Source organism: Stieleria sp. (genome assembly GCF_041595215.1).
Lineage (GTDB): Bacteria > Planctomycetota > Planctomycetia > Pirellulales > Pirellulaceae > Stieleria > Stieleria magnilauensis.
In genome coordinates this window covers 1-12,569 of sequence record NZ_JBFHKV010000114.1, presented here as the reverse complement: position 1 = coordinate 12,569, position 12,569 = coordinate 1, and the positions used below count along the sequence as shown (strand labels likewise).

Sequence of the window (12,569 nt, the reverse complement as noted above, 5' to 3'; positions counted from 1 at the left end):
TTTCTCGATGGTGTTGCCCGAGCAATGGAGTGGGACTTGGTTCGGATTTCTCGCTTCGTTCACCGTTGCGGCATCGTTCGTTGTTTTGTTCGTGGCCGCGGCGGCGGCCCGTATCGCTCCGGTTACCGAGAATCGCTCGACCCGATTGCGTGTGATTCTGTTTTTCCAGCAGGCGATCTGGGTGGTGACGATCGCCTACGCCGCCTGGGTGACCGGTGATTTCGAATGGATCAATGAGGGGCTGCTGTACCTAGGGATCTATTGGTTGTTGGTGGGGATGTTCATGTGCGGCGAAGCGTCGGAGTTGAGCCCCCGCGTGCGACGCGGATTGCCGGCCACTTACGGGACCCGCATGTTGTTCACGTGGTGGATGCCCGGGCCGGGGACCGGTTTCATGTTTGTCGTCGGCACGAGCGTGGCGGGGCTGTTGGTGTTGGCCGGGGTGGGTGTATTTGGCGTCCAGACGGGCGTCGTCCAGGGAACGAGTGTGGACACTCCTCCGCCGATCTTTGCGGCGATGATGATCGGCTATCTGCTGGGATATCTGGGGATCATTCGCTTGCTGTCGATGCCGTTTCTGAAGCGGTTCGGGCCCTCCTTTGTCGCCCCCCTGATTGCGGCGATCGTTGCATATTTCTTGGGCGTGATCGTGCCGGCGATCATCGATGTGGCCATCCAAGGCCGCGTCTCGTTTAGCTACTCCGCGCTGCACGCGAGCAATTGGGGGTGGACGTGGGACGAAGCGTTCAGCACGCGGGGGCTGCCGGCTGAAGTCGCGATGTTGATCCTGGTGGTCGGATCGGGGGTGTTGGCGATCAATTTAATTTCGCTGTTTCGCGAGTTTCGGCTGCGGAAAATCGCGGTGCCGTTGCGTGTCAAGCAGGATTTGGCGGACGAGTCGGAAAACCAACTCGTCGAAAACGGTGGCGGACGGTAGATTGATTGTCTGTTGACCACACAGACTTGTGAAACGGAGTTCCCGGTGTCGCGATCGAAAATCCAATTGCAAAAGCTTCGCAAAGTCCTTTCGCAGGCAAAGAACAAAAATGGTCTGATCGGGCTGCAGTCATTGCTCGATGATGGCGACGACTGGTTCGATGAGCCCCGCTTTGACTGCCAGGACGTCCAATCCTGGTTCTTCGCGTTGCGAGAGCTGTTGGAGAGCTTTCCCCCTCAGATCAGGTCCGCTCATGCTCGTCAGCGGGCCGATCGATCGATCCCGGCAAAAATCCACATCGAAAGGATTTATCGCTGCGGCGAGATGCAGGGTTCTTGGTCAAGCAAGGGTATCCACCACAACGTCTACTTGAGCGTGGATGTGGAATCATCGCCGGCGGGGTGTGACTGCGCCGAATCGGGCGGAATTGAACCTTGCGTGCACTGCTATCAATTTGTGTTGCACGCGCTCGAGCAATTGCAGCACAACCAGCCCTTGCGGTCGCGGATCGCTCAAGGCGAGATGGAGTCGGGTGAGCCGCCGCGCGACGCCTATGTGGCCGACCCCTCGACGATCGCGATCGCCGAGCTGAATCGGATCACGACCGAGCAACACGACCTGTTTTCCGATGTCGCCGACGAAGATGACGATCTGTTGCCGCCGCTGGCTGCGATTGTGACGCAGCGGATCATTTGGAACTTTACGCAGAGCAGCGGAGGGTATTTATCGGTCCAACCGCTGCTTCAGCAAAAAAAGAAACGTGGCGATGGATTCACCAAAGGCAAGAAGATCCGTCTGGACAACTTGATCACCGATCGTTCGCTCCCGCTGACCGATGCCGATCTTGCGGTGGTCGCCAAGATCGAGCGTGTCGGCCGTCATTACTACGGCGACTCCGGCTACCAGTTGGACGCGGTCGAAGCGATCGAGCAACTGGTCGGGCAGAACAACGTCACTTGGGATTCCGAACCGATCAGCGTCCGGGACTATCCCAACTATCTCGCCGTCGGGATCTCAAAGGACAACTACCGTGTCCTGTTTTCGAATCAAGACGGATCGAAGATCTATCCCAGAGTGATCGCCTCCGGTGAAACCTTTCTGCGCATCGACCTGGACGCCGACGAAATCTTGGTCGGCAAATCGAAGGCAAACGAAGCCGAGTTGATTCGTTCGATTTGCCAACTGCCTCCGGTCGCCCTGGACCGCCGCGAAGACTTGCTGCAACCGCTGGCCAAGCTTCAAAAACAGATTTCCATTCTGTTGCCGCCTTCGGTGGCGGGGCCGGTCCGTTTTACGGACGCCCGTCCGGCGATCCTGCTTCGCAGTCGAGCCGACGGCCGGCTCGATTTCGGGCTCCGCGTCCGCGACGCCGCCGGTGTGCTCAGGCGACCCTTGACGGGACCGATGGTCGTAGCCACCGAACGCGACGGCGAGAAGTTGCAGCTGGCCCGCTCGGTCACTCGAGAATCGGAGCAAATTGATCGGCTGCTCAAGCGCTGGCGTCTGTCGGTGGACCGCGAGAATTGGTTCGGAACGATCGATGATTTCGGCGCCGCGCTGCGTCTGATCGAGGACCTGCAGTCGCCCGAGAGTGACGTCGAAGTGCTGTGGGATCGCACCGGCGAAAAACCGGTCACGGTGCTCGGCAACTTGTCCAGCAGCAACGTCAAGGTCGACATCACGAACAAACGCAATTGGTTCGGGATCTCAGGCGAATGCAAGTTCGGCGAGCACTCGATGCCGCTGGCCGAGTTGATCAACGGGCTGCCGGCGGATGATCAAGACGGCATCGGCGATTACATCAAACTGGCCGATGGGCAGTGGGCCAGAATCTCCGAAGGGTTGCGGAAGCGATTGAAGCGTTTGCAGGATGCGACGCACAATGATCGCAACACGCTGAAATTGGATGCGACCGCGGCCCCGGCGATTCGTGAATTGGTCGATTCCGACGTCGCCGTCAAAGCCAGCCGTGCCTGGGAAAAATGCGTCAAACGATTGGCCAAGGCGGAGAAGCTGGATCCGACCGTGCCGCAGAACTTGGATGCCAATCTGCGGGACTACCAGATCGACGGATACAAGTGGCTGCGCAAGTTGGCCGAGTGGGGCGTCGGCGGCATCTTGGCCGACGACATGGGTTTGGGCAAGACACTTCAAACGCTGGCCGTCTTGCTGGATCGATCCGCCGACGGTCCGGCGCTGGTGATCGCGCCGACCAGTGTCGGGTTCAATTGGCAGCGCGAGGCCGAGCGTTTCGCCCCCGACCTGGACGTCCACCTGTACCGTGAAACCGAACGCGGAGAGTTTCTGCCCACGGTCGGACCCCGGTCGTTGGTGATCTGCAGCTACGGGTTGGCCTTGCGCGATGCCGAGGCGCTTGCCGGGGTGTCTTGGTCGACCCTGGTGTTGGACGAAGCCCAGGCGATCAAGAACAGTCGCAGCAAGACCAGTAAGGCGATCGCCGGGATCGACGCCGATTGGACGGTCGCGCTGACCGGAACGCCGGTGGAAAACCATCTCGGTGAATTGTGGAGTCTGTTCCACGTCGTTTCGCCGGGCGTCTTCGGCGGCTGGGAACATTTCCGCAAACGATTCGCCGGGCCGATCGAAAAGGAATCTAGCGAGTCGGCCCGCAAGGCGCTGGCCGAGCGGTTGCAGCCCTTCGTGCTCCGCCGAACCAAGTCCGAGGTGTTGACCGAATTGCCGCCCCGCACCGAGATGAACTTGTATGTCGATCTGAGTCCGGCCGAGCGAGCCGAGTACGAGAAGGTCCGCTTGGCGGCGATCGGCGAAATTGAAACCCTCGAAGCCCTGCCGCACATCAAGGACCAACGTTTCAAGATTCTGGCGCTGATGACCCGGCTGCGGCAAATCGCCTGCCATGCCGGTTTGGTCAACAAGCAATGGACCGAATCGTCGGCCAAACTCGATCAGCTCTGTGAAACCTTGGACAGCCTCCGCGAAGAAGGCCACCGGGCGCTCGTCTTCAGCCAGTTCACCGAGCACCTGGCGTTGATCCGTAAGGCCCTCGATGAGCGTGGATTCACGTACCAGTACCTCGACGGGTCGACCCCCGCCAAGGCGCGGCAGGTGGCCGTCGACGAGTTCCAAACCGGCACCGCCGACGTTTTCCTGATTTCGCTCAAAGCCGGCGGAACCGGGCTCAATCTGACCGCCGCCGACTATGTCATCCACATGGATCCCTGGTGGAATCCGGCCGTGGAAGACCAGGCGACCGACCGGGCCCACCGGATGGGGCAAGACAAACCGGTGATGGTCTACCGGATCGTCGCCCGGGGCACGATCGAAGAGGAAATCTTGGCGCTGCACGAATCCAAACGCGATCTGGTCGCCGGGGTGATGGAAGGGACCGAAGCCGCGGCCAAGCTGTCCAACGACGATCTGATCCGGATGCTGAGAACCTAATTGGGCCCGTTTCCGTCGATGACACCTTGGCATTTGCCCGTTATCCTGTGACGATGCCCGCGTTTGACGGGAAAAATTCGATCTTCATCTTTGATTGGGACATCCGGAAGCCGTGAGCGAAATCGTAGACGTTGAAGTGCCGACCGTTGGCGAGTCCATCACCGAAGTTCAATTGGGGGCTTGGATCAAGTCCGAAGGCGAATGGGTCGATTCGGGCGAGGACTTGGTGGAGATTGAAACGGAAAAGGCATCGGTTCAGCTGCCCGCCCCGGCGGCCGGATTCTTGGAAGGAATCACCAAGCAGGAGGGGGATTTTGCCGAGATCGGTGAGCTGATCGCGAAGATCCGCGTCGCCCCGAAACCCGACTCCGACGCATCGGCGTCCCCAGACTCGGGCTCGACCGCCGCGCCTGCCGACTCCGCCGGCGGTTCCGGGTCGGGTGGATCAGCCGCCAGTTTTGTGATGCCCGCCGCGCAGCGCCTGCTCGACGAGAACGGTTTGTCGGCTTCGGATGTTCCCGCCAGCGGCCCCGGCGGCCGACTGTTGAAAGAAGACGTGCAGCGGTATCTCGAATCCGGCGGGGCGAAACAGGCGTCCAAGCCAGCCGAAGCACCGCCCGCCAAAAAATCGGCTGGCAAGCCTGCCGCCTCCACGGGGGTGACTGCACCGTCCAAGCCGACCAGCACACTGATGACCGGTGCGCCCGATCGCAGCGAAGAGGTCAAGCCGCTCAGCATGCTGCGCCGCACGATCGCATCGCGGCTGGTCAGCGCCCAACAGACCGCCGCATTGTTGACGACGTTCAACGAAATCGACATGCAGCCCGTGATGAGTCTTCGCAAGAAGTACAAAGACGCGTTTCTGGAAAAGCACGGTGTCAAACTCGGCTTCATGTCATTCTTCGCCAAGGCGAGCGTCGAAGCGCTGCGACGCTTTCCCGCCGTCAACGCAGAAATCCGCGATGACAGCGCTATTTACCGCAACTACCAGGATCTCGGGATCGCCATGGGCGGCGGAAAAGGCCTGGTCGTGCCCATCGTTCGAAACACCGAACGTCTGTCGTTTGCGGAAATCGAATGGACGATCGCCGACTTTGCCAAGCAAGTGGTCGAAAACAGGTTGCAAGCCGAAGACCTGATCGGTGGGACGTTCACGATCAGCAACGGTGGCATCTATGGGTCGCTGCTCAGTACCCCGATCGTCAATCCGCCACAAAGCGGGATCCTGGGATTGCATTCGATCCAGGACCGGCCCGTCGCGATCGATGGCAAAGTCGAAATCCGACCGATGATGTACGTCGCGCTGACCTACGATCACCGCATCGTCGACGGCCGCGAAGCCGTCGGGTTCCTGCGCACGATCAAGGAAGTGATCGAAGATCCGGCGAGATTGTTCTTGGAGCTTTAGAAAAGTTTCAGGTTTCGAGTTTCAAGTTCCAAGTCAGTTGGCGACTGGCAAGTGACAGAAAAATGGAGGGCAGAAAAATGGTGGACGGACGAAGAATGGCCAGACAAGAAAATGGGTGACAAGAAAAGATCGGGCAACAATGAAACCTGAAACCTGAAACCTGAAACTAACCCAACTCCCCGCTGCGTCGCGCGCTTGTTTCGACGGCGTTGATCAGTGCCGCACGCAGTCCCCGTTCTTCCAACACTTTCAGCGCGGCGATCGTCGTGCCGCCGGGGCTGGCGACGGCGTCTTTCAGTTCTGCCGGGTGGCGTCCGGTTTCGGTCACCATCTTAGCGGTCCCCAGCACGGTCTGGGCGGCCAGGGTCATCGCCAACGGTCTCGGTAGCCCGGCCAGCACGCCGCCATCGGCAAGTGCCTCGATCACCAAACAGATGTACGCCGGGCCGGAGCCGCTCAGTCCGGTGACCGCATCCATCTGGGCTTCGGCGACGCGGGCGACCGTTCCGACGCCGGCCAAGGCTTGTTCGATCCACCGGCAATCGTCGTCGGTCGCGGCGGCCGCGACGCAAAACGCGCTCGCCCCGGCGCCGACCAGGCTGGGGGTGTTCGGCATCACGCGGATGACGCGCTCGTGACCGGCATGCTCGCACAAGGTTTGCAGGGAAACCCCGGCGGCGATCGAGATGACCAGTTTGGTCTGGTCCACCAATCCGGCGATTTCGGCGGCCACGTGCGGGATGAGATGCGGTTTGACCGCCAGCAGAAAAATGTCCGCCTGGGCGTTTTCGCTACCGAGTCTGTCACCGAACCCGACGGTCGGGTGTTGGCTGGTCCACCACTGGCGGCTGTCGGGGTTGGGGTCCACGATGGTGATTTGTTCGGCTGTGGCGAAGCCGGATGCCAGCATCCCACCGACCAGGGCACGCCCCATCTGTCCGCCGCCGATCACTACAACAGTCGCTTTTTTCATCAAGGTTTCTTTTCGGTATATGCCCCGGAGGGGGGCGGAAAGGCATTGGAAACGCGGTTCTTTTCGGATACCTGGGCCCAGCGGGCCGGCCCGCAATTGACCCCCATCGGGCGGGCACCTAGCATGGTCCGTTTTTCGTTTTGCCCAATTCGACGTGCACAGTTTAACCTTCTCACGGTTTGGAGTCTCCCGCGTGCAAGAAGCGATCGCCAAAGCTGACACTCTCATCGAAGCGATGGGATGGATTCGCAGATTCCGCGGCAAGACCACCGTCATCAAGCTCGGCGGCAGCGTGCTGGACGATGAGAACGCGTTGATGCACATCCTGTTGGATGTGATCTTCATGGAAACGGTGGGCATGAAACCCGTGGTGGTTCACGGCGGGGGAAAAGCGATCAACCGGGCGCTGGCCGAGTCGAACGTGGAGCCGAAATTCATCCACGGCCGGCGATACACCGACGATGCGACCTTGGAAGTCGTGCGGCGGGTGTTGGCCGGAGAAGTCAATCAATTTTTGACCGACGAGATCGAGCGGCTCGGTGGCCGGGCGATGAATCTGTCCGTGCACAGCACCAACGTGCTGTTCGGAGAACCGTTGAAACTGGACAGCGGTGAAGACTTGGGGCACGTCGGCCAGGTGACCGAAGTCGACCGCAGCGTCATCGAAGGGCTGTTGTACACCGACCAGGTTCCCGTCATCCCCAGTTTCTGTGAAGGCAAAGATGGGCGTTGTTACAACGTCAACGCGGACACCGCGGCGATGGCGGTCGCACAGGCACTCGGCGCCGAAAAGCTGGTTTTCCTTTCCGACGTCAACGGCGTTCGCATGGACAAAGATGATCCCGACACGATCATCCACTCGCTCAGTGAAACCGAAGCCCGCGCGTTGATCGACTCCGGGCACATCGCCTCGGGTATGATTCCCAAAGTCGAAGCCTGTTTGGAAACACTCGGACGGGGCGTCGGCAAGGTGCACATCGTCGACGGCCGGCTGCGACATTCGTTGCTGTTGGAAATCTACACCTCTGAAGGCGTCGGCACCGAAATCTACAAGTAACTAACCTTGTCGTGTCTTTGCACGTTTCTCATCACGCTGGCAAGTGAGCTGTTCTTCTCATGCAACACTTCTTATCCCTGTTCGACATCAGTCCCGACGACTTGCAGCTGATTCTGCGGACCGCCGGTGTCGTCAAGCAAAAGTTGGCGGCCGGTGATCGGCCCAACATCTTGAAGAACCAAGTCATCGCGCTGCTGTTCGAAAAGCCCAGCTTGCGGACGCGGGTGAGTTTCGAGGCCGGGATGGCGCAGCTGGGCGGCGAGAGCCTGTTTCTTGGTTCCGATGTCGGCTGGGGGAAACGTGAATCACCGTCCGACTTCACCAACGTGCTCGGCCAATTCGTCGACGCCGTCGTGTGTCGCGCCAAACAACATGCCCAAGTCGAATTGCTGGCTAGCTTCAACGCGATGCCGGTGATCAACGGATTGACCGATCGCTGCCATCCCTGCCAGGCGCTGGCGGATATCTTGACGATCGAAGAAGCCTTCGGATCCTACGCCGGCAAACATCTCGTGTTCGTCGGCGACGGCAACAACGTCGCTCAGTCGCTGACGTTGATCTGCGCGATGCTGAAGATGCGATTCACGTTGGCCTGCCCCGATGGATATGAGATGGAATCGGATTGGATGGCAATGGTCCAGGCCGCCTATCCGAACGCGGAGATCGAAACCCTGCATGATCCCGCCGCGGCGGTGAAGACGGCCGACGCGATCTACACCGATGTCTGGACCAGCATGGGACAAGAAGCCGAAATGGTCGCCCGTCGTCAGGCCTTCAAAGATTTCCAGCTCAACAAGACCTTGCTGCAGGCGGCGCCCACGTCGGCTCGCGTGCTGCATTGTTTGCCGGCGGTTCGCGGCGAAGAAATCACCGACGAAGTGATCGACGGGGACCAAAGCGACATCGTCCGCCAAGCCGGAAACCGGATGCACGCCCAGAAAGGCTTGCTCGTCTGGATGCTCGGTCGCGATTGGATCGGTAAAAACGTGGTCTGAGTCGCAAGCTGGAAGCATACGCCACGTCCGGAAACCAAATCCTCTCTTTCTCACCCCACTTCACCTCCCCCTCCATGCGCCCCGACGATCAACTACGCCCGGTCGAGATCCAACTCGGCTACCTGGCCCATCATCCCGCCAACGTGCTGTACAAGTCCGGCAACACGATCGTCCTGTGCACCGCATCGGTTGAACCCAGCGTTCCGCCGTGGATGGAAGGCAAGGGCAAAGGCTGGGTCACCGCCGAATACAACATGCTGCCCGGCAGCACCGTGCCGCGGAAGCGACGCGAACGCAGCAAGGTGGACGGACGGACGACGGAAATCCAGCGGTTGATCGGCCGGTCGCTGCGTGCCGTGGTGGACCTGAAGGCACTCGGTGAACGCTCCATCGTCGTCGATTGCGATGTCCTGCAAGCCGACGGCGGCACGCGAACCGCATCGATCACCGGCGGGTTCATCGCGCTGGCCAAAGCGGTGCAAAATGAATTGCCCGATGCAAAGATCGGTGAAGGTCCGCTCCGCGATAGCATCGCTGCGATCAGTGTGGGAGTGATCAAGGACACCGTCAAACTGGATCTCGACTACGAACTGGATTTCGCCGCCGACGTCGACATGAACGTCGTCATGACCGGTCGCGGCAAGTTCGTGGAAATCCAAGGCACCGGCGAAGAAGCAACCTTTGACGACGACCAATTGGCCGCCATGCTTGCGATGGCCCGCAAGGGAATCGCCGAGCTGACGACGTTGCAACGCGATGTGATCGGCTGACCGTCACGTGTCCAGTTCCAAGATCAAAGCCGCATCGAACGCTTCGATCGCCGAGGCGGCCAGACTCCTTGCCGACGGACAACTGGTCGGTGTTCCCACCGAAACGGTTTATGGCTTGGCCGCCGATGCCACCAATCCGGTGGCGGTCCACAAGATCTTTCAGGCCAAAGGCCGCCCGGCCAACAATCCCTTGATCATCCACGTCGACTCGCCCGAATCGGCACGGCGCTGGGTTCACGTCGATCATCCCCGATGGCTGGCCGACCAATGGCAACGCGCCGCCGCGTTTTGGCCCGGGCCGTTGACCGTCGTGGTTCCCCGTTCAGCCGACGTGGTCGATGAAGTCACCGCCGGAGCGCCGACCGTTGCCGTCCGTGTCCCCAGCCATCCGGTGATGCGATCGTTGCTGGCCGCGTGCGAGTTCCCGATCGCCGCACCCAGTGCCAACCCGTCCAACTACGTCAGCCCGACCTGCGCCGAACACGTCCGGCAAGGGCTCGGCGACAAGGTCGCAATGATCCTCGACGGCGGTGAATGTGAATGTGGACTGGAGTCAACGATCATTCGGCTGCAGCGTGACGGAGTCGAATTGCTGCGACCGGGAGGCATCTCGGTGGAACAGCTTCAAGACGCATTCGGGTCCGTCAAGCTCGCCCAGCGCGCCGGCAAGGATGACACCGTCGAGAGCAAAGTCGGTAACGACGCCCCAGAGAGAAGCGGTCCGCTTGAGGCGATGCCCGCACCTGGCATGCTGGCAAAACACTACTCGCCGGCGAAGCCGTTGCGGGTCGTCGCTGCCTGGCAGGCCGAAGAGGTTGACCCGTCACGCGTCGCCCGAATCGTCTTTGCCCCGCTGCCCGACTGCGAAGCCGCCCGCTTCGGTTGGTATCGATCACTCAGCCGAACCGGTGACCTGAACGAAGTGGCGCAGCACCTGTTCACCGCGATCCGCCAAGCCGATGCGACCGAGTGCAGCTTGATCGTGATCGATCAGTGTGACAGGTCCGGCATCGGTCGCGCGATCATGGATCACATCGACCGCGCCTCCGCTTGAGATTGATGTTCAGCGGGGGGGGTGAACCGCAGCCGTGTCAATTTCGACAAACTCGGCGGAATAATCGTGGAGCTCTGCTGATTCGTGTAGGGTGACAAGGTTCAATGTCCCCCAATTCGAAGTAATGCGATGTCAGCGATGAAACCGATTTGCCTGTTTGGACTGGTCCTAGCTTTCGTCGTACCGTCCGGCGATGCCGCCGCGGAGCTGACGGTCAACGGCGACTTTGAAACCGGGGACATCAGCGGCTGGACATCCTTTGCTTCACCCGCGCAAACGTTTGCCGTCACCAGCGACAGTAAAACGGGTAGCTTCGCCGGCGAGTTGTTCAACGACGTTTCCGGTTCAGCTCTGGTGGTCAAGCAAGCCAACCTTGGCGTTGGTCTGGTCACGGCCGGCGAAACGATCTTAATTTCGTTCGACGCCAAGGGGGCTGAGACCAGTGGCGGAGTGGCCTTCGCAGAGTTCTTCTCTGAAATCGCCGGCGGCGGGACATCGGCGAATCCGATTCTTGGCAGCGGACCGCTCGCGTTGACCAATGATTACCAACGTTTCAGCTTCAGCCCCGTCACCGGCCCAGACGTCAGCGGGGGGATCACGCTGCAGTTCAATGCCGCGACGGGTGCAAACGTTGGCAGCACCTCACGTTTATTCATCGACAACGTTTCGGTCGCGCGCATCAGTGCCGTACCCGAACCCGCCTCCGCCGCCTTGGCCGGGTTGATCAGCTGTGGGATGTTGCTGCGTCGCCGCCGCTGAAACGTCTGTTTCGACCTATCACTTGTTGCTCAGGGGACGGTCTGCGCTTACCGGTCGGTCTGTGCTTTCCGGTCCATCTGGCCGGGCAACAGGAGCAGGTCGGTGCCGCCGTAATCGCTGGCGAACTCCAGCATCAGACGACGGCTTTCCTGTGCGACTTGCCAGCGGAGCAACGTGCCGACGGAATGCTCGGGTTCGTAGAGCAGTCCGAGTCGTTGGCGCGTCGGCAGATGCCAGACATAGACACGACCGTCGCGGCGTCCTTCCAGTAAAGTCGTGCCGTCGTCGCTGAAACACAATCGCGTGATGCCGTAGTACTGATCCGTCTCGATCAGCACCGCTGCGGTCTGGCGATCAACGATTTGGATCCGATTCTCAGCAATCAAGCCCAATCGGGTTGCACCGGCATCGAGGCAAATGAAGGACACGGTCACGTCGGTCGCAAGCTCGGTTTGCTGTCCGGATTGAACATCGATTGCCAGGACTCGATGTCCGGCGGCATCATCGATGACCAGTGTCTCACCACCGTCGCAAAGAACCGGCGGTGCGTCATGCGTGATCTCGAATCGATTCAACAGTTCATGTGACTTCCAACCGTCGTTCGATTTCCAGACGCACACCTGCGTCTCGGATCCGGCCACCAGTGTGTCTCCTTCGGCCGACAATGCGACATCGCGATGTCGGTCGAGCGGCGAAGCAATTTCGGCGACCGGTTGTTGGTCGGCGGCGGCGACGATCCAGATCGTTTGTCCGTTCGCAGCGGCGAACATCGCATTGGTGATCGACGGAGAGAAGATGCTTGAATGAACGGCAAACGGTCGCCGCTGGTCGTGATGAACGTGATAGACGCTTCCCGTTTCCGGGATCAAATAGCTGGCCAACACCGATTCGGGCCGTTTGCGAAGCTCCGTCGATCGAAGGTCATGTTGGTGCCAGCGATGGATGTTTCCGTCCTGGCCGCCGGAGACGAACAACGTGTCACCGGGCAGCGACGCCAGCGGCAAACGATGATCCGGTGCCGGTCGATGTGCGAGAATCTGCGAGACGACGCGGCCGGTCGCTGAAGCTCCTGCGTTGGCCGGTGACAGCTGGATCAACTGAATCCGGCCGTCCGAAAAACTCGCGCGCAGCCACATGCCGTTCCCCGCGGCGCAGAGGGAACGCGGATAGGAGACGCCCAGCGGCACTTGTCC

The 12,569-nt window shown here is 60.4% G+C and carries 10 protein-coding genes; 8 read left to right on the top strand and 2 right to left on the bottom strand.

Going from position 1 to position 12,569, the window contains the following annotated elements:
* From ABX749_RS06860 to odhB, 3 genes are all read left to right on the top strand, one after another.
* Window positions 1-937, top strand: a 937-nt coding sequence (locus tag ABX749_RS06860) for a hypothetical protein (RefSeq protein WP_372895316.1), incomplete at its 5' end; no start/stop codon positions are given.
* 45 nt (window positions 938-982) lie between these two features.
* Window positions 983-4,360, top strand: coding sequence for a DEAD/DEAH box helicase (locus ABX749_RS06855; RefSeq protein ID WP_372895315.1), 3,378 nt, complete (start codon window positions 983-985; stop codon window positions 4,358-4,360).
* Between the two features lie 112 nt (window positions 4,361-4,472).
* Window positions 4,473-5,768: a 2-oxoglutarate dehydrogenase complex dihydrolipoyllysine-residue succinyltransferase gene (gene odhB / locus ABX749_RS06850; RefSeq protein WP_372895314.1), complete on the top strand. Its 1,296-nt coding sequence runs from the start codon at window positions 4,473-4,475 to the stop codon at window positions 5,766-5,768.
* A gap of 166 nt (window positions 5,769-5,934) precedes the next feature.
* On the opposite strand, the gene proC is transcribed toward odhB, so the two are convergent.
* Window positions 5,935-6,741 carry a pyrroline-5-carboxylate reductase gene (gene proC, locus ABX749_RS06845; RefSeq protein WP_372895313.1) on the bottom strand — a complete coding sequence of 269 codons (807 nt, stop codon included), beginning with the start codon at window positions 6,739-6,741 and terminating at the stop codon, window positions 5,935-5,937.
* Between the two features lie 193 nt (window positions 6,742-6,934).
* On the opposite strand from proC, the gene argB reads away from it, so the two are divergent.
* The 5 genes from argB (at window position 6,935) to ABX749_RS06820 (ending at window position 11,376) form a co-directional block, all read left to right on the top strand.
* A complete protein-coding gene (argB, locus tag ABX749_RS06840) occupies window positions 6,935-7,798 on the top strand; it encodes an acetylglutamate kinase (RefSeq protein ID WP_145221328.1) in 864 nt (287 codons plus the stop codon).
* A gap of 59 nt (window positions 7,799-7,857) precedes the next feature.
* A complete protein-coding gene (argF, locus tag ABX749_RS06835; RefSeq protein WP_372895312.1) occupies window positions 7,858-8,793 on the top strand; it encodes an ornithine carbamoyltransferase in 936 nt (311 codons plus the stop codon).
* A 74-nt stretch (window positions 8,794-8,867) separates the two neighbouring features.
* Window positions 8,868-9,563 carry a ribonuclease PH gene (gene rph / locus ABX749_RS06830; RefSeq protein ID WP_145221322.1) on the top strand — a complete coding sequence of 232 codons (696 nt, stop codon included), beginning with the start codon at window positions 8,868-8,870 and terminating at the stop codon, window positions 9,561-9,563.
* A 7-nt stretch (window positions 9,564-9,570) separates the two neighbouring features.
* Window positions 9,571-10,617, top strand: a complete 1,047-nt coding sequence (locus ABX749_RS06825; RefSeq protein WP_372895311.1) for an L-threonylcarbamoyladenylate synthase — start codon at window positions 9,571-9,573, stop codon at window positions 10,615-10,617.
* Window positions 10,618-10,755: 138 nt separating this feature from the next.
* On the top strand, window positions 10,756-11,376 hold the full coding sequence (locus ABX749_RS06820; protein ID WP_372895310.1) for a hypothetical protein: 621 nt from the start codon (window positions 10,756-10,758) through the stop codon (window positions 11,374-11,376).
* A 47-nt stretch (window positions 11,377-11,423) separates the two neighbouring features.
* On the opposite strand, the gene ABX749_RS06815 is transcribed toward ABX749_RS06820, so the two are convergent.
* A partial coding sequence (locus ABX749_RS06815; RefSeq protein WP_372895309.1) for a WD40 repeat domain-containing protein occupies window positions 11,424-12,569 on the bottom strand: 1,146 nt, incomplete at its 5' end.

What these genes read in the sequence shown, in the direction of transcription:
- ABX749_RS06820 (WP_372895310.1), top strand. Translation starts at nt 10,756, where the DNA reads ATGAAACCGATTTGCCTGTTTGGACTGGTCCTAGCTTTCGTCGTACCG.
- rph (WP_145221322.1), top strand. Translation starts at nt 8,868, where the DNA reads ATGCGCCCCGACGATCAACTACGCCCGGTCGAGATCCAACTCGGCTAC.
- proC (WP_372895313.1), bottom strand. Translation starts at nt 6,741, where the DNA reads ATGAAAAAAGCGACTGTTGTAGTGATCGGCGGCGGACAGATGGGGCGT.
- argF (WP_372895312.1), top strand. Translation starts at nt 7,858, where the DNA reads ATGCAACACTTCTTATCCCTGTTCGACATCAGTCCCGACGACTTGCAG.